This window comes from Eximiradius proteiniborus (assembly GCF_058546985.1).
Genome location: NZ_CM178592.1, coordinates 1,476,652 through 1,498,102 on the forward strand (window position 1 = coordinate 1,476,652; position 21,451 = coordinate 1,498,102).

Genomic DNA, 21,451 nt, shown 5'->3' on the forward strand with positions numbered 1-21,451 from the left:
TTGGGGCAGCTAATCTTTATTATTTTTTGTGATTTCTTATGAAAACAGACAGAAAATATTGCTCATTACTTCAGGTTAGCCCATTTGCACAGATACATTTCAGCTGGATGAACAAGATATTTATGTTTAGGGAGAATGCGGACGGTAAATCCCTGCATTCCTGTATCGGGGCAAATGTAGCTACCGCTGAAATAATGAACGTCTTTTTCTGTTTTCACATAAAGTAGTTCTTCGGAAACGGCATTTTGGAACTCACCGTGGTGGTCAATAGAACCGAAATATACTTGAACGGAAACATCGTCGGGTTGGATTTCGCCAAGCTTAACCTTAACGGAAATGGGCACTTTTCGTCCAACGTAATAATCGCGTTTATGTTCGAAATCGACCTGAAGAATATCAACATTTTGCCAGTGCATACGAATGCGGTCTTTCCACACCTGAAAACTTTTCGCTTCTGCTGCGCCATTTTCTGCAAGAGTGCGGTATTTTTCAGAAGCAGGAAGATAGAATTTGTCGGTGTAGTCGCGTACCATTCTATGAGTGGAGAAGCGTCCTGCAATAGTAGCAATTGAGTTTTTCATATATTGAACCCATTCTTCGGGCACTTTATTAGCAGAACGTTTGTAGAACATCGGAACGATTACAGTTTCGAGAGTATCATAAAGCATATCTGCTTCTATATTTTCCATTTCGGGGCTATTATCGTGTTCTTCGCCGGTACCAATAGCAAAGCCATTTTGGGCATTAAAGCCTTCGTCCCACCAGCCGTCTAATATTGAGAAGTTGAGAGTGCCGTTGATTGCGGCTTTCATACCGCTTGTTCCACTTGCTTCGAGCGGGCGGATTGGATTATTGAGCCACACATCACAACCTTTGACAAGCATACGGGCAATAACCATATCGTAGTCTTCGAGAAAGACGACGTGTTTTTCGAGCCCCCATTGGCGAACACGCTGAATAATTGACTGGATTACTTCTTTGCCCTGGATGTCGTGCGGATGGGCTTTGCCGGAGATAATAACCTGCGCAGGATTATCCGGATTGGTCAGAATTTTCTTTAATCTATCCATATTTTTGAACAGTAGTAAAGCGCGCTTATAAGTAGCAAATCTACGGGCAAAACCAATAGTTAGGGTGTCCGGATTGAGCAATTCGTTGATTTTGCTAACCTGATCGGGTGGCAGAGAATGTTTTTGCTTGGTGTTAAGATAATTACGGGCAAACAGAATAAGCCTGACGCGGCGGCGTTGCTTTTCTCTCCAGATTTCTTCGGAAGGAATAGAATGTATCATCTGCCAGATGTCTTCTCTATCGGTTTCAGAACGCCAAATTGGAGAAAGATACCTATCGAAAAGTTCAGCAAATTCGCGAGCAATCCACGTTTGGGTGTGAACGCCATTAGTAATTCCGCAGATTGGCACTTCATTTTCGGGGAAACATTTATACAGAGAATGCCACATTTTTTGGGCAACACGTCCGTGCAATTTGCTCACACCGTTGTGATATGAAGTCATTTTAAGTCCCAGAACAGTCATCGAGAAATCGCTTTCAGGATTGAAAGAACCTATTTGTCCCATTTCGAGGAGTTCTTCGCGTGAGATACCGAGTTCATCTTTGAAATAGAGCAAATTATTTTCAATTCTGAAGAGTTCAAATGTTTCATTGCCGGCTGGCACTGGGGTGTGAGTAGTGAAAACAGAGCTTTCTTTGCATAAAGTTTTTGCGGAACGGAAATCGAGATTGAATTTTTTCATTAGCTGTCTTGTTCGCTCCCAGAGAGCAAAAGCGGCGTGTCCTTCGTTAATATGGAGCACTTCCACATTAATTCCCATTACTTCGAGAGCTCGCATACCGCCGATACCAAGAATCATTTCCTGCTGGATACGGGTTTCGCGGTCGCCGCCATAGAGCTGATCTGTAATATCTTTATATTCGGCATCGTGGTTGTCGTCAATATTGGTATCGAGCATATAAAGGCAAATTCTGCCGATATGAATTTTCCAGATTTGAGCAAAAACATTTCCTTTTGGCAATTTAATAGAAACTTTGAGCGGTTCGCCATCATCGCCACGGACAATTGTAAGCGGAAGCGAGAAGAAATCATTATAAATATACTGCTCGTTTTGCCAGCCATTTTGGGTGATGCGCTGCCGGAAATATCCTTGCTGATAAAGAAGCCCAACTCCAACGAGTGGCAAACCAAGATCGCTTGCAGATTTCAAATGGTCGCCAGCCAGCACTCCAAGACCACCGGAGTAATTAGGAAGGCTTTCGTTTATTCCGTATTCCATCGAAAAATATGCAATTACGCCGTCTGTAGAAATGTGTTTGGATTTATAATATGTATTTCCATTTATATACGACAGAAATTTACCGTGAATATAATCGAGGTAGCTAACAAAATCTTGCGATTCGGCTAACTTTTTCAACTGTTCCTGTGATGTTTTATTAATCAAAAGCACGGGATTATGATTGACTTCTTCCCAAAGACTTCTGTTAATTCTGATGAACAATTCGCGTGCGTCTGAATTCCAGCACCACCAATAGTTATAGGCAAGTTCTTTGAGTTTAGCAATGCGCGCTGGCAAATTAGCAGTAACAACAAATGAATGAAGTGGCTTCATTTTCTTCTCCAATATATCTAAATAATTCTGTTCGAATAAATTTTAATGAAGTTTAATATAAATAATTTATTTTAGAAAAATTAAAAAAAATATTTCTATAATTTCTTATAAATTGTTCAGATGAAGCGACAAAATTACATTTCAGCGTGGTGGATATTTTTTGCGGCTTTCGGGTGGTTTCTGCTTGGAGCAAATTTTGGAATAAACATTTACGATGAAGGCATCGGGATTCTCGGGGCAAAACGAATTTTGGCGGGCGAAGTGCCTTATCGGGATTTTTGGACTATATATTCGCCGCTGTGGTATTATGTTTTGGGTGTGTGGATAAAACTTTTTGGAAGTGAGATATTTGTAATACGACTGCTTACGATTTTGCTAAATAGCATTAGCATTTGCATCCTCTATAACACAATAAAATCGCAGAAAATAAACCCATATTTAGGTACACTTTCGGCTACGATGTTTCTAAGTATTTCGCCGTTTTATGGCAGAGCCATTCCGCTGGCGTTATTATTTATTTTTCTTATCATTTACTATCTTCTGAATAAAGAGAACAGTCGTGATTATATAATTATAGGCGTTTTGAATGCATTGTTGTTTGCTACCCGGCACGATTTCGGGATTTATGCAATAGCATCTACAATTTGCGTTGCTACTTTTGAGAACAAATTGTTAAAAGAAAAGAGTATTAACAAGTATTTGATTTACTTGACGACTTTGATTGCAATATTATCCATATATTTTCTCCTGTTGCATAAGATTGGTGCGTTGGGCGGCTATTTTGAATATGCATTCAGGTTCGTATTTGAGAAATTTGGGGCAGGGCGTTCGCTTCCTTTCCCAAATCCATTAAGTGCAATTGTAGAAGAGAGTGTTCCTGTTGGCAGCAAGATATATAATTTTTGGCTCTCGCTTGTATTTTATCTGCCATTTGTGATAATCGGCACTTTGTTTTATTTAATAATGAAATCGAAAGTAGAAATCAGCAGCGAAGGTAAATTTTTTGTAACTGTAACGTTTTTTTCACTGATTTTTAGTGCACAGGGAATGGTTCGCTCGGGATATGAACATATTCTGCCATCATTATTAATTATCACGATGTTGCTAACACCAATTTTAGTGAAACTCAATTTGACAAATAAATTTTACTTGTTTTTTCTGTTGATTTTCTTTTCGTTTCCACCGATAGCAAAGAAAGCACAATCCCTGATTTACCTATATTCCGACAAATCATTGGAAATAAAATCACATTCATCCAGATATATCAAAATACCAAAAGCCGAGGCTGAGAACTACAACAACCTAATCGAATATGTGAAAATCTTCGACCGAAGTAAATATTTGTTCTCGGGAGTATTATATCACGAAAAAATATTCATCAATGATATTATGCTGTATCACCTTGCGAATCGCTATCCGGCAACAAAATATCACGAACTTCACCCGGGACAGGCAACAGAGGCAGGCGTGCAGAACGAAATCATCACAGAGTTGAAGAGCAAAGAGATACCAATCATTGTTCTTTATTACGACAAAGAAAGCGAAAAACAAAAAATAATTGGCGAAAATTATTTAGATGAGTATATAAGAGAAAATTACTTACTAAGCAAAATTTTTGGCAATTATTATGTATTCAGACTAAACAAGTAATAAAAACTATTGCCACACAATTATTTTTCGATACATTTTTTAATATGGACAATATCTTCGAAAAGTTTGTCGTCGTTTTGATAGGAAGAAAACCGAAGTCGCAAATAGCGTTTTCTTTCAGGAAGTTTAATCAGAGCAATTTTGTATTTTGAACGAATACGAATTGATTTTTCGTATTTAATAATAATTCTTTCGATATCCGAAAACTTATACTTTTTTTCTTTTTTACCGACACGGAAGATAATATAATCATCGCCAATAACAATAAATCTACGTTTAATTAAATGAATAATCAAAGAAACAGTAGTAGCAACAATAAACAAAGCAAGTAAAATAGAAATTGGATCAAGCAGGCGAATTGTGATAAATCCACCCTCGATTGTGCCTCTCAGGATGCTATAAAGCACCAAAACAATAGCATCGATAGCGATTGTCTGGTAGTAGAAATCGAGCCTTTGAGGATAGATTTTTTCTAAATTGCTTAAATCGTTCATATTACAACTCATAGCCAATTGTTTTTAATACTTCAAGAGCAACATCACGTGCTGCATTGGGTCGGGCAAGTTTTCGGGCAGCAGAGGACATTCGGTCTAATGTATCATCAGTTAAAACAGAATTTATTGTTTCAAGAAGTTTGGTCTCTATTTGGTCGTTCAAAATAATTTCAGCAGCACCATTTTTTTTGAGGATTTCGGCGTTGAAAAGCTGTTCATTATTGGAAGCAGATGGAAGAGGAACTAAAATTGCGGGTTTTGCTGCTACAGTGAGTTCCCACACAGTGGTAGCACCAGAACGGCACACAACCAAATCGGCGGCTGAATAGTAATCGGCGATATTGTCAATAAATTCTTTTACAATCAGATTATTATGGATGGCACCGTTGAATTTATAATTCCTGCCGGTTTGCCAAAGGACAAAATAACCTCTTTCGAGAAGGCTATCGAGGTGTTTTTCGACGGCTTTGTTAATAGAGGCAGCGCCCAAGCTACCACCAAAAATGAAGATAGTTTTCTTATCGAGCGGAATACCAAGAGAGTTTCGAGCGTCTTTTTGGTCAGGAAATTCCAAAAACTGCTTTCGGATGGGGTTGCCGAGAGCAACTATTTTATTATGAAAAGATTTATCGAAGTAATGAGTGCTTTCATCAAAAGATGTAATGATTTTCGTAGCGTATTTGCATAGCGACTTAATTGCTTTTCCGGGGCGAACATTCGATTCGAGCAGGAATAGAGGAAGTTTATGCAACGAAGCAGCGTAACCCGGAGGAAAGCTTAAATATGCACCAGTTGCAATCACAGCAGAAATATTGTTATTAAGTATAATTTTTCTGCATTTATTAATTGCACTCGCAATTTGAAATGGAAGCAAAAGTATAGCAGGTGATTTCTTAATTCCACCAATTTTGATTGGGTGGAAATTATAGCCAAGCGACGGCACTACTCTACTTTCAATTTTGTCGGCAGTGCCTACAAAATGGAACTCACATTTACCGTTTGTAATTTCAGTAAGTTGCTCGCAGACAGCAATTGCAGGGAAAAGATGCCCACCGGTGCCACCTGCGGCAATTAATATGCTTATTTTGTCATTCATATTACAAATATAATAAAAAGTTATGAAATATGAGATTTCGAGTAGAAAATAGTTTTAAATACTTAGAAAAAATACAAATAAAAAGAGGCAATCAAAAAGAGATTGCCCCGTGTAAAAAAATATATAAAACTGTCGTTAATTATTCTTTTCCTGTGAAGTTATGATTACAATTTCGGTACGGCGGTTAAGTTGCCTTCCGAATTCATCTTTGTTGCTTGCAATTGGGCGACGTTTGCCATATCCAACGATGGACATTCTATTCTTTGCGACACCTTTGGAAGCAAGATAATTCATCACGCTTTCTGCCCGCTTTTGAGAAAGAGCATCATTATAAGCTTCGGTGCCAACATTATCGGTGTGTCCTTCGATGATAATTGAAACGTTTGGCTTGTTAATCATAAATTCTGCAAGAATATCGAGTTCTTTAATAACTTCCGGCAAATTATACTGACCGGTTTTAAACAAAAGATTTTCGATAATAAGTTTGCGTCCAAGTTCAACAATAGGAATAACTTTCTTCACGAGTTTATTGTCAGTCGGGTTAAAGAGAGCAATTTCGATTGAATCAGGAATAACTGGTTCGTCTGAACGATAGCTAAGGATATACAAATTAGTAAGCTGTTTAGAGAAATTATCCAAAATATTGGAAAAAGGCAAATCAAGGTCGAACGCTGCACCACGAGTGGAACGAGAGATGAGCTCGTAATTTTTCAATCTTGGCGGAACAATGCTAAACACGCGGATGTCGTTTTTGATAAGTTTTTCTATGATAGACTGGGTGGTGTGTTTGGTGGAGCCCATTCCTTTTTCGCCAGCCTGATGATAAGGAGCGTCAGTAATAAGCACTACACAACGAACAGCATCGGGACGGAAACGGAAGCGGGTAACTTCGTCGAGAGCCTCGAGAGCATTTTCTTTTTCGTCGCCACCGCCAAAAGCACGCACAGGAGCAAGCCACCCGATAAAGTCGGCAACTTTGTTTGTCGGTTTGAATACTTTACTAATATCGTCGTCGAACAGAATTAGTCCTAATCTATAATCAATACCGCGTTTTGTAAGGTTAGTAGTAAAATCGGCAATATTATCTTTCACCTGATTGATATAAGTTTGCATCGAACCAGTAATATCAATAGCGAAAACAAAATCGACCAAAACATTATCCACAACAGGAATTTTTTCGACTTTGGTAACTTTTTTAGGAACACCTTTTTCAAACACGAACAGGTTGTCCGTTGTTAATGTATCAATTGGTTCGCCGAGTTTGTTGTAAGCTTCAATAATCACACGCATTTCAGGAAACTTTGAAATATCAACATTTCTGATTGATATTTCGATTTCCTTGCGAGCAGACTCGACTTTTGTTTCCTGCAATAGTTCGATGCGGTTGTGCTTATCTTGTGAAAAGATTGGATTTACAAGTAAAAAAACAAATAAACAAAAAATTGATTTTCTAATAATCATTTTAATTCTTTTATTTTTTTATACATAAAAAATTGCCCCAACTGAACAGAAACAGTGGGGCAATTATAAAATCACACCAAATTATATTGTAATTCTCAATAATGGTGAAATCATAAAGAAGTTTTTGATTTCATAAGGACGCTCAGTACGCAAAGGAGTAGAATACTTAGCTTCGATATAGAACCAGTTGCTAAATAACGGCAACCAGATGCGTCCTAACATTATCTGATTAGAGAACTGAACGCTTGCACCGAATGGGAAGATTGCCTGATTGCGATATTCAACTTTTGCAAACATCCAATCAGCAAATTCTTTCGGCTTGTATGTTTTAAGTCCGAGAATATTTTCAACAGTAATTTCGTAATTCAAACCATTTGTAGTATTTGGATAGTAATAGAGAGCTGTTTCACGAACTTCCGAGTAATTAAGACCAAGGTCGAAACGGAAATAATTTTCTGGGTTTGATTTATCAATCCACCAATTGTAGAAAATAGTAGCATAGCCAGTGGAGCGAATAACAGGAGCAACAGCAGCGATAGTAGAAATATCTGCACGAACGTCGCCTTCTTTGAACTGGATCTGGTCGAAATGAGCCGGCACGTATGAGCCGTAAGTTGTTTTATCAATACCGTAAGTAGTTAATTTTTCGAGAGGAATTTCAGCTGTAAAAGCAACGCCTAATGCAGGATGGAAAGGCATATGGAAATCAAAGCCAGCAATTAATTTTCCGCCGGGAGCAGCATTGAGAACCCGGTTGGAAACCCACGAGAACAAATCGTTATCGCCCAAGCCGGAAGTCATACGGTATCCACCACCTAAATAAGCATTAATAAGGTAAGGAATACCCTGACGTGTGGAATAATCACTATTAACATATAATGGTCTCTGAAGAATAATTTTAGATTCGCCGGCAGACCAGAATGGATAGCCAACGTGGTCCGAACCCACTATTGAGCGAAGCCAAAATCCGGTAGCACCAACTTTGAGTGATTGCTCAAAAAGCGAAACAGTGAAAGCTTGCTTTACGTTTGTAGGTTGCTTAATATAATCGAGGATAACTTCAGCCTGGGATGCCTGCAAAGGATATTCGATAGGAACTTCGGTATAGCAGTAGTCTCTGCGGGCAACTTCTGCAGGAAAGCCTCTGTCTTTTCCCTGGTAAACGTATTCACCGGTAAGGAAGCGAACAAGTTTATCGCCCATATAGTATTCGATTTGAACAGCATTCATAGAAGCTTTGCCGCAATTAATCATAAGCAATTCGTAGGGGTCGCGTTCATCTTCGCGAGGAGCGGCAAGAATTTCAATATTTTGTTCGTTTAAATCATTTTTGCTGAACCCCATAAAGAGGAAAGTTTGATAAATTTGAATTTGTAGGTCAGGTTCGCAAACTTTCCAACGGGGGAAATATTTGATAATTTCGGGGTCGATAGTTGTAAGCGAATCAACTATTTCCCTTTCATTAGTAATTCTGCCTGTTTGTGCATTAACAGCGCTCAGTGCTGCAATTGCTAAGATAACTGTCAAGAAAAATCTTTTCATAGTATTCTTTCTATTTAATTTAACTAATCTTCTTAATTAAAATGTAAAAATTAATCTTGCGGTTGGCATAAACACACTGTTTAGTTCCCAATCGCGTAGTTTGCCTTTCATAGATGCAGTATAGCCTTTTGCATCGAAGCGAACGGCAACACGATTGCGAACAATCGGAACAGATAGCCAAATATTCGCAAAAACTGATTCATCAAAATACTGAATAGAAGCACCATACGGGGTACGTGCATTTTTTGCCATAAAATCGAGTTTAGCACTTATGCCAGTTACATTATCGGAAGACTTTTTAACATATTTAGTTTTGATAATATCATTATCTTTGTCTTCGATAACTTTGTTGTACCATCTGTCGGCAGTATAGGTGGTTCCGCCGAGACCGAAACGCAGCCAGTAATCGTCATCGATAGCAATACCAAATGTATAGTGCAAAGAAGCGTTAAATCTAATCATATAATCTTCATCTTTGAACAGAGCATTTCGCATTGCAGCAACATCAGGATAATCATTTATGCTCTTTTTGCGATTTTTGTAATCAGGTTCATTAGCATCTCCGAAGATGTAGCCAAAAGTGAAATTAAAGATTCCACTTTGAGGAATAACTTTTATTGGGAAATCGCCAGAAGCAGAGATACCAACACTACCAGAAGTTAATTTTCTATCGACATTATAGAAATCTTTCGAAAGAGAAGCCCAACCAGAAGTAGGCAGAATGAAACCGAGTTTCACATTTTCCCAAATAGCAGACAAAGTTAATCTTTCGCTCCACAAGCTGGGATAGTTGATTTCGTCGATACCGTATTTAAGTTCGACGCCATATTGAGGCAAGCTTTGGTTAGTAACAGTAGAGAGAGTATCAACATAGCCGTCGGAATAAACAATCATAGGTTGTTCGTAATGACGCCAGCTAATTAAATCGGAGCTGAGAATTAATTCATTTTTGCGAAGTTCATAGTCAAGAGGTTGCCCGTCGGAAATTCTCATAAATGTTTGCACATCGAAAGGAGTGATTTCGTATTCATTTTTGACGAGCGATTGAGAAGTGCCATATACTTTAGGAGCAAATTTTTTGAATGTGCCAAAACCTTGAGCTTCGAGAGTTTTGTTTTCGACGTTGCCCTGACGGAAAGCCGTAACAATAAGTTCATACATATTGAAAGCACGGTATTCGTTTTCGTCGAGGGTGAAAGCAAAAAGTTCAGGATTAGTATATATATTGCGAGGTGGCACCTGACGCAAGGATTTTTCGATATCTTCTTCGCTATCGTAGGAAACGAGCATAGCAATAATAGAAGAAGGAACAATCTGGTCGCGTTCCATTCGGGTAGTAACTACATAAACATTTTGAACTGTAGCAATCGATTGACCTTGGGATTGCAAGCTTTGGATAATACAATCGATATCGGCGGGCACTTCGTAACCACGAGAGAGCATACCTTGCTTAATTGCGATGTCGCTTGCACCGGCTTCAACCTGAGAGCGGACGAAGTCTACGATAGTTCTATCGGCATTTTTGACGCAAGCTTCGTCGGCTACGGCAACGGTGCGGGTAAGTGCTTCATCCTGGACACGAATAGCTTTGCGAATATCGCCAATATCTTTGATACGATAAATAGAAATAGTAGAAAATCTGTAATTTTTGAATTTGTTTAAAATACTTTCGAGTTTGATACGGAAAGATTCATCAATTTGAGCATTAGCATTAAAGCTCAAAGCGACCCCGAAAAGTATGCTTAGAATTAATACCGATGATAATTTCTTCATCATTTTATATCCCTTGTAAAATCTTAATTTCAATAATAATTTATTTCAATTGTCTGAGCGGAGAGCCCTCTCTCCGCTCAGGAATATAAGAATTATCTACGTCTTGGACCACCACGTTCAGGTGAGTAATCGATGCTAACAGTAACTCTTTGAGCACTTGAACGCGATTGTTTATTATTTATCGGATTAATTGCCACAACATTAACAGGAATTGTTAAAGTACCTTTGATTTTTGTTTCGCCACGTGGCAAGTTACCGGACATTTCAAGATTGATATTATAAGTGCCATCGCCGGCATCTTCAACTTCCGGACCGGCAGCGAGTTCGTAAGCGTTGAGAGTTCCGGTCTTTTCGGAGATGGTTTTAGCTTCGGCGCGGACAGTAGCCAAAGTACCTTCGACGCCAGTAGTAGGCTTGGAAATTCTAATACCCTTGATGGAAATTTTAATTCTTTGTGGCTGACCGGAAACTTCGACCCTCATATCACGTGTATTGACGGAAGCAGGTTCTTGCTTGATTTCAAATGAACGGGTTGGGAATAGTTCAACTTCGACACCCGAGGCTGGCTGAACCCAAGTAACACGGATTGAGATTTTATCTTTATCAGGAGTATAGACGAAATTCATATTGCGGGTAATCGCGAGACCTTCGACTGGTGGCTTTTGCATATCTTTGTCGAAGTATGCATAAATACGGAACTGGTTAGCAGCAATTTTGTTGCCGGATTCCGGGATCACATCGAGCAGGAGCGAACCACCATAGTAAGCATAAGCATCGATTGTATTAACAATCTTACGTTCGCTTTCATCAGTCAGACCAGTTCTGAAAATACCGAGTGTAGCCGATTGAGTAGCGCGACGGGATTGCAAATTATGCACAACTTCGATTTTATATTCACCCGGTGAAAGTTTAGCATCGACAGTGCCGCGATAGTCGCGTTTTTCGCCCTGACGTGGAGTGGAGACACCCGAACCGGGGATTTCATCCAACGCTTTAAAAGTAATTCTCGAAACAACATTTCCACTCTTATCAAGCACGTTACCAGTAACAGCATTCTGACCTGGCTGATAAGGTGAAATTGAAATATCGAAGACGTGATTAACTGCATCGAAGCAATACATAGCAGAAGCCATATTGATAGTAGGTTCCGCAATATTTGGTTTTGGAGTAATTACACGAACGTTAAATTCAATGCTGCCACGGTTTTGGTCGAAATTGGAGGACATACCCGGAGCGAGCAACTGGGCAATATAGCTAAACAATCTAATTTTGCCGATAAGATCCGATGCTTCGCGGTCGGACATAGCCACTTCGATAGCAGCCTGAATTTTTTGGTTAAATTTATCAATATCGCGAGTTTTGATAAACTCATTAGCATCAGGAAGATTGAATTTTTCGAGATTATTCTGGAGCTCTTTGAGCACTTTTCTCAGGTCGCGAACAGTTAATTGAACAGTACCGATATTTACAGTAGCATCGTCGCTAACTTCGGCAGCACTTTGTTCTGAGCGAACACCCAAAATACGGTTAGTGCGGGATGAGAAACGCAATTTATACCAACCTGCTCTGCTTGGTGGCTGGAAATTAACGATAAATGAACGTTTATTCAGCCCACTTGCAGTAGCAAGTTTTCTTGTTTCAGTTTCAGAATAGAAGAAAACACTATCCTGGGATAGGTTTGGTGGTGAGTACGATGGACCTATAATAATTTCGCTGCTTTTAGGATAAACTGGGGAAATATCAGCAGTGGATTTCAGATTTGCAATATCGAGCTTATCAAAAGTAGCTTTAGAGTCCAAATTAAGTTGTCGGACAGCAAGAAGTTCCCAATCTTCGCCATTAGGACCGGGGAATTTTTGTCCGGGCTGCATTTTAAGAAAATCTATATTATTCTTTTTAATGTATTCGTCGGTTTGAAACATAGGAGCACTTGTCGGGTCCTGATTGCTACTGTAAAAGATTTGATATTGAAGTTCAGCAACATTAGCAAGTTCAACAAGTTTTTGCAAGCGTTCGACGTGCTCTTTGTCAGTTTCGCCTTCGCGTCTTTTAAGAGCTGTGGTAACATCAGTAACCCCAACTTCCACACTATAACGACGATAAGATTTGATGTCCGAACCAATCATTTCACGCATATTGATGCCGGGAGGAGTGATGGTGATTTCGTCCTGTGGACGAGTGTTAATTCCTTCGGTACCGGCACCGGATTGAAGTTGAGTAAGAATACTTTCCACAATTTTCATTGTTTCTTGTTGTTTTTTGTGGAGATGCTCTTCTGCTTCGTCACGTTCAACGATGATAATCAGAAGTTCCAATACAACGGCAAGATAAAGTACGAAATATACTTTCCCTGCTCCGCCGCCTTTTGACATACTAAATACCCTCCAAATTTATAGATTTTTCAAAATGTCTAAAATATTGTAGTGTAAAATACGACATATTTCAAATATTACTAAACAACTTATTAACGTATTTTTAAAAATCTAACAAAAAATATGTTAATTGCAAAATATATTTTCTCGATGTTGATATTTATTTTTAATTAATTTTAATAAAGATGCAGACTTTGACTAATGATTTTCTAAGAATAATGCTTAATTCTGAAAAGCCATCGGAATTTTTCGAATACTTAAAAAAAAATAATAAATTAGGTTCTTTCTCTGAATTATATTTTTTGATTGTAACCTGTCAGGATGCAACCTGGCATCCCGAAGGAAGTGTGTGGACACATACTTTAATGGTAATTGATGTAGCTGCGGAATTCAGAAACACTTATCACTCGGAAAAAGACGCTTTAGCGTTTATGCTTGGGGCACTATGCCACGATTTCGGCAAACCATACACAACGATAATGAAGCAAGGTAGGATAAAAAGTCCATTACACGATTTGATGGGATTGCCTCCGACAAAATCGTTTCTAAACAAATTGGGATTAGATGAGTTTTTTCCGGATGTTTCGGCATATATAATGGAACATCTCAAGCCAATACAACTGTATAAGAATAGAGAAAACGTTTCTGATGCAGCAATCCAAAGGCTTAGCAAGCGAATAAATATATATGATTTGTATAAGCTTAGTGCCTCAGACCACTGGGGACGCACCGACGAAGAAGCAACAAAGCGGATTCATCCAGCAGGCGAATGGCTACTGCAGAGATACAAAAGCATATTAGAAAAAGAAAAAGCGTTTAGTGTGATGCCTGCTTGATGAAGCTTAAATAATCAACAGGCAAATCAGCATATAGATACATAGCCACAGCAATAGCAGCAATACATTTTTTAAAGTCCTGCGCTACGATTTTGTCGAAAGTATCCCATTCGGAATGATGATAGCGAAAATAATTGCCTTCGCTTTCAGTCCACAGGCTCATTGCAGGCACACCTGTGCGCACCATTGGGTCTATATCCACTCCCCCACCACCTCTGACAACTGTGATAGAATCGATTTTCTGCAAGAGAGGCTCGAAAAACTTAACAATCGAGAAAATAGTATCAGGACCGGAAAATCCAATTTTGGAAGGGCGGAAGCAACCGGCATCGAGTTCGAACATAAGAGAATGAGGAAGATGAGAATGCTGGTCGCGGTATGCTTTGCCACCGCGCACACCGTTTTCTTCATTTGCCCACATAACGGCACGAAGAGTGCGGCGGGGGCGAAGCCCTGCATCTTTGATATATTTCACAGCAGCCCACGTAGCAACACATCCGCAAGCATCATCGTGAGCACCAGTGCCAACATCCCAGGAATCTATATGTCCACCTAATGCAATGAATTCATTAGGATGTTCCCAGCCGACAAGTTCACCACGTAAGTTCCAGGAAAGAAAATCGGGCAAAGTTTCATTGAGTAAAGTAAGCCGCAAGCGTGGAGTTATGCCGCGATTTTGCAATCTATGGAGCAATTCTGCATCTTCGGAGTTCAGTGTGCCGTGAGGAATTTTATTGACATTGTCGTTGTAAATCATCATTCCGGTGTGAAGCGAGTTGTTTTGTGGAGTAACCGACCGGGCAAGGCTTGCAACTGCCCCAACTTCTGCTGCATTAATAGCACCACGAAACCGGAATGGCACAGCCTGAGAGTAATTAATGAACGGAACATTATATACAACTATTTTTCCTTTAGCTAATGCAGCTTTTTCTTTGAGTTCTTCGAAGCTCGAAACAACTAAAACATCGGCTTCAATTCCTTCTTTCGGGGTAGAGATGCTCCCACCATAAGCCATAACAGGTATTTTCTTTTGCATCGGGAAGATGAGTTCACATTTTTCTTCCTGACGAACCCAGTGAGGCACCCAAACGCTGTCTTTAGCCACATTTTGGAGACCGTCCTTTTTCATTTCTGAATAAAGCCAATCAAGTGCCCGTTCCAGATTTTCAGAACCGCTGAGACGATGCCCGAACACATCGCACAAATACCCGAGCCGCTCGTAAAATTTATCGTCTTCCATTATTATTTTGATAAGGCTATCTACTTTGCTTTCATATTTTGAAAGGATATATTTTTGTGTAATTTGTGCGTTGAGATTAAAAACGCAGAAAAATAAGGATAAATAAATAATCTTTTTCATAAATATCTCATTATAAAATTTTATACAAAATTATGTAATCATAAGTTTTATTAAAAATAAATAATTCATTTAGTTAAGAAATAATTCAGTAATCATTTGAGATTATAAAAACACAAGACATTGCATATCTACTTTAAAATATTAACAAATAATTAACAAAAAAATTCAAAATTTTAATTAAATTAGACGTCTTAAAACACGTCTTAAAAGTTATTTCAAAATTTCTGTTCTTTCCATAAAAGGAGAATTAAATTATGTTCAAAAAAACACTAACTTTTCTTTTTGTGTTTATGTTCATTTCGGGTAGTTTACTGATTGCCCAGCCTACATACCCAACACCGTTCGATTTATCGAGTGGTGATTATAGTTTAACTGAATGGGCTGCTACTAATGCTGCGGGGACTTATCCACCGAATATGATTTTCCATAATGCAACTATGGCAAGCACTGGAACAGACCCGGATCTGGCATACGAAATGACCGGAAACTACACTGCCGCTTACAATCTAACAAGCGGAACACGCGTCAATGGCAAAGGCACAGCAGGATTTAGCTTTGTCAATACATCTGTTACTGTGAAATTAGGAGCGGCTGTTCTGGCTTTGAACACAACAAACCGTAATACAATCCGAGTTTCTTGGAAAGGTGCCGTCCTTGCAACCAACACACGAATTTACGGAATAAGATTGCAATACAGAGTTGGCAATGGAGCATTCAAAGACGTTGTAGATGCAAACGGAAATCCGGTTGAGTATTTATCAACAAATCCAGTAAATCAAATAACAACGTTCGATAATATCTTGCTTCCGGAAGAAGTAGAAAATCAGCCGGTTGTCTATTTACGCTGGAAATATTACTATGTTAGCGGTTCCGGTGGTCGTCCGGAAATGAGCGTTGATGATATTGCAGTTACAAGCTACTCGTCTATCGGAACTCCGACAAAGTTGTTGGTTCAAAAGGTAACTCCGAATGTTCCAAGCTCAAATTTCCCGTTCAGCGTTCGTGTAATTACAACTGACGACAACAATATTCCAAAATTTGTATCCGGCAATACTGATGTAACTTTGCAAGCAGTAACCAATTTAGTTATTCCTCAACAGACTATGACAATTGCAGCGGGAACTTATGCAGTAGAATTTACTAATTTGCGTTATTTAGATACAAATACAATAACATTATCGTTTACATCGACCGGACTGACTTCTGCAAGTGTGAATGTAAGTTTTGTGGAAGGTCCATCCGGACTTGCATTAGATAACTTTGTAGGCAAAACTCACAAGAATTTTCCGCTTGCTACTTTCACAGTCCGGGCAATAAATGCTAATGGTGAAACATTTGTAAATTACAATGGTCCTACTGTTACAATTACAGCAGCAGGAACAGGAAATATTACAGGAACAACGACAAAAGCATTTTTTAACGGAGTAGCAACATTTGATGATATTTCATTTGATGCGGCCGGGGACTACACTATAACAATTACTTCACCCGGCTTTATATATCCAATTATAGAAAATGTTACAGTTGCCGATGAAATCACATTCACAGAAATTATTATACCGGACTATATTAAGGGTGTAGGGACACTCGGAACCGATCCATACGGTCCGCGTATGCCTGCTTTTGCTTTGGTGCAAGTAAACAATCTGCTTCCAAATACAACATACAGATATTTGACAGGAGCAACTAACGACCCGAATTATGATATTACACCAGCAAATAATAACGGAGCAGGAAACAATATTCATTTCAATGCTGATGCCGGAAAATACATTTATAATAGTTTTCGTTCGTTTGTAGATAATGAATCCTATTCTTATTTCACAACGGGACCAAACGAAACATCAAGAAAAATCTGGATAAATATTGTTCCTACCGGCAACGCAGCATTCAACAATCAGGTAAATGTTTACTGGTTATTCGGGATGGCTTTTGAAGATGGAAGATTTCTGAAACGCTTCAAATCAACAAAAACATCTCAATCAAGAGACTTTGGTTCAGATCAATCACTTGTAACAGGTATCTACGACCCGACAAGCTGGCTTCAACCAAATTCATTTGTCGTTCTCTACGACGAAAACGATGCACCAGTATCCGTTGGAATAGTTCAGAACATCGGAGCAAGAATTCAAACTCCGGGATTTCCACCACAAACACCTTGGTGGTTTGCTGATTATGAAGAAACAAACAGTGCCTGGGCTACTTATATTCCAAATAATTTAACAAGTGGAGTGCGTAAGCTTAAAAATTTCGACTGGCAAGGCAATGAACTCCGCACCTGGACAGACGGGGACGGTATCTGGGCAACAGTCGATACAAGATTGGCAAATGGCGGAAGACTTAATCCAATATTATTTGGTACACCACAACTCGACCTGATTATGCCATACGATAACGAAGAACTTTGCAACCACGAAGCATATCATATTACCTGGAACTCGAACGGTGTCGATAAGTTAAATATTCAAGTATCTGAAAATGGAGGAGTTACATACACTACAATATTGCCTAACGTTGATGCCCGCAAAGGACACTACGAATGGAAAATTCCAAGAGGAACATATTCCGAAAAACAATTAGCTTTTAGATTAATCAGTGTTGAGCATCCATATATTTTCGATGTATCGAATAATAACTATATTTGGGATACACCGCTTCAATCAGGTGGTTCGCCATCCACTTCATTATGCGAAGGAGAAAATTACACGCTTTCAGTGGATGTAAGCGGTTCCGATTTGAAATATCAATGGATGAAAGATGGAAAAATCATTCCTAATGCAACGAAGAGCACACTTACATTAAACTCAGTAAAATATGAAACTTCCGGGACTTACACTTGCCTTGTAGTTGGCAAACCTGTATGCCCGGAATTAGTAACCGAACCAATTGATGTATATGTTGTTACACCAGCAACTGTTACAACTCAACCGGTATCGCAATACACTCTGCAAGGTGGAGAAGTAACGTTATATGCCGAAGCACACATTGTTGGTCCAAATGGAACTCGTCCGGCAAAAGATGTTGCAATTCAATGGTATCGCGGTAATACTCCGCTTGTCGATGATGGAGTTCACATTGCCGGAGCCCGTTCGAATATGTTGAGACTATCGAAAATTCAGCCTTCAATGGCAAGCGACGAATATTACGTTACATTCAGCGGGAAGTGTCCTAACACAGCTGTTTCCTCGAAAAAAGTTTACGTTAGAATAGCTGATGTATTATTCACAAAGCAACCTGCCGATGTTCAGGTTTGTGCCGGAAACGAAGTAAAATTCACTGCTACAGCTACTACAACTCTTCCTGCAACAATTTCATATCAATGGTATTATGAAAACATTCCGCTTGTAGATAATTACCGTATCTCTGGTGCAACAACTGAAGAACTTACAATCTCCGACGTTAATATAAACGACGCTGGTAAATATCGCTTAATGGCAACTGTCAATGGCTATGGAGTTAAACTTTGGAGCAACAATGCAGTACTAAGTGTTGTTACTGTCCCAGAAATCACAGTTCAACCAGCAGATAATATAATTGTCAAAGAAAACGAAGAATTGCAAATTGAAGTTACTGCTAAGAGCCTGCTCCCGATGACATATCAATGGTATAAGGATGGCAGTGCAATCGCTGGCGCTACTACAAACATTTACCAAAAAGATAATGCAAATTCATCGGATATCGGCGAATACTATTGCGTTGTCAAAAATGACTGTGGCGAAGTGAAATCAAATATTGCTTATGTAACTGTTACCCGCAAAGTGTATGCATCGGTTGATGAAGTTGCTCTGCGTGGATTTGGAGTGATGCCAATTTCACCAAACCCTGTAAATGGAACAACCGAAATAAGATTTGTTGGTAGCAGTGCAGAAAATGTAAGATTATACATAACAGACGCATTAGGCAACGAAGTAGCAAAAATATTCGAAGGAAATGCTACAGGTAGTTTGCAAAATATTCAATTCAATACTGCAAGCTTACCTGCCGGCTTCTATTTTGTTACTCTGAAATCTGCCCGTGGCTTAGCTACTGAGAGAATGGTTGTAATAAAATAATGAATTGTAAGAATTTATTCGAGCCGCTCACTTTTGTGGGCGGCTTTTTTTTTAGATAAATATTTATTAGATTGTTGATAATCATTAAATAATTGTAAGTGGAAAATGGAAACTCTTGAACAAATTAATCAATTAATTGAAAGAGCATATTCAACCGAACAGGAAAGACAATTTGCTAATGAAATTATTCAAGAAGCACAAAAATTCAAACTTGGCAACGACATTCTGCCACTTGCTGCCTTTATGAACATTGATTTGAACAACAAGGAACTGTTAGCAATACTGCAGTCGGAATTTGGCGATGGACTTATAAAAAACATCGAACTTTTTCATAGAATAAGCAAGGTAACAATTCCAGAAACACAAAAACGCATCTCGGATTTAAGAAAAGTATTCATCGAAATTACAGATGATTTGAGGCTAATTATCCTAAAAGTGATAGAACGTCTCGTTACATTGAAGTATGTATCGAACAGCAATAGCCGAAACCTTGTTCCTCTTGCCGAAGAATGTTTGTATTTGTATTCACCAATTGCTCACCGTCTTGGAATAAGTAAGCTCTATCAACCGCTTGAAGATATATCTTTCAAAATACTTGAACCTACAGAATACCGCAAAATTCATCGTGCAATAGAAGTAAGACGCGAAACGCTTGAAAGAAAATTAAAAACTATGAGCTATGATGTTGCAGAGCAACTTAAAAAGCATTCAATTCCAGCTGAAATAAAATACAGAGTGAAAAGACCTTACAGCATTTACAGGAAACTGAAAAATCAAAACACAACGCTTGACGGAATATACGACCTGATGGCTTTGCGTGTGATAACAGACACAGAAGAACATTGCTATGTTACACTGGGCATCGTCCATAGCAAATGGATACCAATTGAGAAACGTTTCCGCGACTGGATAACTTATCCGAAACCAAATGGATATCGCTCAATACAAACAACAGTTCATACAACGAGTGGCGATAAGTTTGAAATACAAATCCGAACACATCAAATGGATATAGAAGCGGAATATGGTGGGGCGGCTCACTGGGCATATAAAGAACGAACCGCAGGAAAGAACGATTTGTGGGTGAAAAAGCTAAAAGATTTTCTTGAAAATGATGAGTATTTCGAAAATCCGGTTGAATTATTTGAAATGCTTAAATCTGAAATGAAAAGCGACTATATACACGTTCTCACACCCAAGGGAAATATTATTTCTCTTGTAGAAGGAGCAACTGCATTAGATTTTGCTTTTGCTGTGCATACAGACGTTGGATATAAAGCAACAGGTGCAAGAATAAACGGTAAATTTGCGAAGCTGAAAACAGAGCTGCACAGTGGAGATGTTGTCGATATAATTACTTCCAAAAACAGCAAGCCGTCGCGAGATTGGCTCGATATTGTTAAATCAACACGAAGCCGCTCGAAAATATTGAAGTGGTTCAAGCAGAACGAACGTGAGTTATTAATTGCTGATGGAAAAAAAGCCTGGGAGCAACTGAAAAAGCAACACAAAGCGAAAATACGCGGTTTCGACGACGATGCAACATTCCGTAAAAACATTGAGCTATTAGACTTTTCGTCGCCGGAAGATTTTTTCCTTTCTTTGGGCAATGGAAATACAAAATGTTCGCTTAATTTGCTAAAAAAGATATATCCCAAAGCTTTCGAAAAACAGAAAGAACAGAAAAAACTAACTGAACACGACATCAAACTGAAAAAACTACGTCCACAAGTTAAGGTTGAAGGATTAAGCGGCATAGAAACCAAGTTAGCCAAATGCTGCCATCCGATAAAAGGCGAACCAATTGTTGCTTATGTTACGAAAAAGAGCGAAATCAAGGTGCATCGTGCAGAATGCCCATACGTAAAAAATATTGCAGATACTGTAAATCTAAAAAATGCAGAATGGTGCGATGATGTTTCTTTGCAAACCGTTCAGCTGAAAATTTTCTGTTCAGATTATCCATACCAGTTTGATGATGAGGCTGCAAACGCCTCGATAATAGTTCTCAATACCGAAATGGTGCAACTTGGAAAGAATGTAAAAGCACTTTTGGCAACAATTCAAGTGCAAGATATTGAGCAATTGAAAAAGTTTACTAATAAATTGCGTCTTCTCCCCGGAATTGAAGGAGTTAAGACGAAATAAGAATGATAATTATCCGCAAACCGATTTACAACTTTTTCAATAT

12 protein-coding genes are annotated in these 21,451 nt (G+C 38.8%); 4 read left to right on the top strand and 8 right to left on the bottom strand.

Features of this window, described 5'->3' with window-relative positions; translation table 11 throughout:
* Nucleotides 1-65: 65 nt before the first annotated feature.
* Complete coding sequence (gene glgP / locus ACY2LT_RS06145; RefSeq protein ID WP_491814528.1) at nucleotides 66-2,624, bottom strand: alpha-glucan family phosphorylase; 2,559 nt, start codon at nucleotides 2,622-2,624, stop codon at nucleotides 66-68.
* Between the two features lie 120 nt (nucleotides 2,625-2,744).
* Between glgP and ACY2LT_RS06150 the strand changes: the two genes are divergently transcribed.
* Nucleotides 2,745-4,274, top strand: coding sequence for an ArnT family glycosyltransferase (locus ACY2LT_RS06150; RefSeq protein ID WP_491814530.1), 1,530 nt, complete (start codon nucleotides 2,745-2,747; stop codon nucleotides 4,272-4,274).
* Nucleotides 4,275-4,294: 20 nt separating this feature from the next.
* Here the strand turns inward: ACY2LT_RS06150 and ACY2LT_RS06155 are convergent, their stop codons facing one another.
* From ACY2LT_RS06155 to ACY2LT_RS06180, 6 genes are all read right to left on the bottom strand, one after another.
* A complete protein-coding gene (locus tag ACY2LT_RS06155; RefSeq protein ID WP_491814532.1) occupies nucleotides 4,295-4,768 on the bottom strand; it encodes a hypothetical protein in 474 nt (157 codons plus the stop codon).
* Between the two features lies 1 nt (nucleotide 4,769).
* A complete protein-coding gene (gene murG / locus ACY2LT_RS06160; RefSeq protein WP_491814534.1) occupies nucleotides 4,770-5,864 on the bottom strand; it encodes an undecaprenyldiphospho-muramoylpentapeptide beta-N-acetylglucosaminyltransferase in 1,095 nt (364 codons plus the stop codon).
* 135 nt (nucleotides 5,865-5,999) lie between these two features.
* Complete coding sequence (locus tag ACY2LT_RS06165) at nucleotides 6,000-7,325, bottom strand: OmpA family protein (protein WP_491814536.1); 1,326 nt, start codon at nucleotides 7,323-7,325, stop codon at nucleotides 6,000-6,002.
* Nucleotides 7,326-7,406: 81 nt separating this feature from the next.
* Nucleotides 7,407-8,867 carry a hypothetical protein gene (locus ACY2LT_RS06170; RefSeq protein WP_491814538.1) on the bottom strand — a complete coding sequence of 487 codons (1,461 nt, stop codon included), beginning with the start codon at nucleotides 8,865-8,867 and terminating at the stop codon, nucleotides 7,407-7,409.
* A 36-nt stretch (nucleotides 8,868-8,903) separates the two neighbouring features.
* Nucleotides 8,904-10,643 (bottom strand): hypothetical protein, encoded by a 1,740-nt coding sequence (locus ACY2LT_RS06175; protein ID WP_491814540.1) that lies wholly within the window; start codon nucleotides 10,641-10,643, stop codon nucleotides 8,904-8,906.
* Between the two features lie 89 nt (nucleotides 10,644-10,732).
* Nucleotides 10,733-13,012, bottom strand: coding sequence for a hypothetical protein (locus ACY2LT_RS06180; RefSeq protein ID WP_491814542.1), 2,280 nt, complete (start codon nucleotides 13,010-13,012; stop codon nucleotides 10,733-10,735).
* Between the two features lie 185 nt (nucleotides 13,013-13,197).
* Here ACY2LT_RS06180 and ACY2LT_RS06185 point away from each other — a divergent pair, with 185 nt between their 5' ends.
* Nucleotides 13,198-13,848 (top strand): HD domain-containing protein, encoded by a 651-nt coding sequence (locus tag ACY2LT_RS06185; RefSeq protein ID WP_491814544.1) that lies wholly within the window; start codon nucleotides 13,198-13,200, stop codon nucleotides 13,846-13,848.
* Here ACY2LT_RS06185 and ACY2LT_RS06190 read toward each other — a convergent pair.
* Entirely contained in the window at nucleotides 13,829-15,208 is a 1,380-nt protein-coding gene (locus ACY2LT_RS06190; RefSeq protein ID WP_491814545.1) for a M20/M25/M40 family metallo-hydrolase, read from the bottom strand. The genes ACY2LT_RS06185 and ACY2LT_RS06190 overlap by 20 nt on opposite strands.
* Nucleotides 15,209-15,462: 254 nt before the next feature.
* Here ACY2LT_RS06190 and ACY2LT_RS06195 point away from each other — a divergent pair, with 254 nt between their 5' ends.
* Both ACY2LT_RS06195 and ACY2LT_RS06200 read left to right on the top strand, forming a co-directional pair.
* Nucleotides 15,463-19,260, top strand: a complete 3,798-nt coding sequence (locus ACY2LT_RS06195) for an immunoglobulin domain-containing protein (protein ID WP_491814547.1) — start codon at nucleotides 15,463-15,465, stop codon at nucleotides 19,258-19,260.
* Nucleotides 19,261-19,365: 105 nt separating this feature from the next.
* Nucleotides 19,366-21,408: a RelA/SpoT family protein gene (locus ACY2LT_RS06200; protein ID WP_491814549.1), complete on the top strand. Its 2,043-nt coding sequence runs from the start codon at nucleotides 19,366-19,368 to the stop codon at nucleotides 21,406-21,408.
* The last annotated feature ends 43 nt before the right edge of the window (nucleotides 21,409-21,451 follow it).

Coding starts and splice junctions, on each gene's coding strand:
- ACY2LT_RS06165 (WP_491814536.1), bottom strand. CDS start 7,325: ATGATTATTAGAAAATCAATTTTTTGTTTATTTGTTTTTTTACTTGTA.
- glgP (WP_491814528.1), bottom strand. CDS start 2,624: ATGAAGCCACTTCATTCATTTGTTGTTACTGCTAATTTGCCAGCGCGC.
- ACY2LT_RS06170 (WP_491814538.1), bottom strand. CDS start 8,867: ATGAAAAGATTTTTCTTGACAGTTATCTTAGCAATTGCAGCACTGAGC.
- ACY2LT_RS06195 (WP_491814547.1), top strand. CDS start 15,463: ATGTTCAAAAAAACACTAACTTTTCTTTTTGTGTTTATGTTCATTTCG.
- ACY2LT_RS06200 (WP_491814549.1), top strand. CDS start 19,366: ATGGAAACTCTTGAACAAATTAATCAATTAATTGAAAGAGCATATTCA.
- ACY2LT_RS06150 (WP_491814530.1), top strand. CDS start 2,745: ATGAAGCGACAAAATTACATTTCAGCGTGGTGGATATTTTTTGCGGCT.
- murG (WP_491814534.1), bottom strand. CDS start 5,864: ATGAATGACAAAATAAGCATATTAATTGCCGCAGGTGGCACCGGTGGG.
- ACY2LT_RS06190 (WP_491814545.1), bottom strand. CDS start 15,208: ATGAAAAAGATTATTTATTTATCCTTATTTTTCTGCGTTTTTAATCTC.
- ACY2LT_RS06175 (WP_491814540.1), bottom strand. CDS start 10,643: ATGATGAAGAAATTATCATCGGTATTAATTCTAAGCATACTTTTCGGG.
- ACY2LT_RS06180 (WP_491814542.1), bottom strand. CDS start 13,012: ATGTCAAAAGGCGGCGGAGCAGGGAAAGTATATTTCGTACTTTATCTT.
- ACY2LT_RS06185 (WP_491814544.1), top strand. CDS start 13,198: ATGCAGACTTTGACTAATGATTTTCTAAGAATAATGCTTAATTCTGAA.
- ACY2LT_RS06155 (WP_491814532.1), bottom strand. CDS start 4,768: ATGAACGATTTAAGCAATTTAGAAAAAATCTATCCTCAAAGGCTCGAT.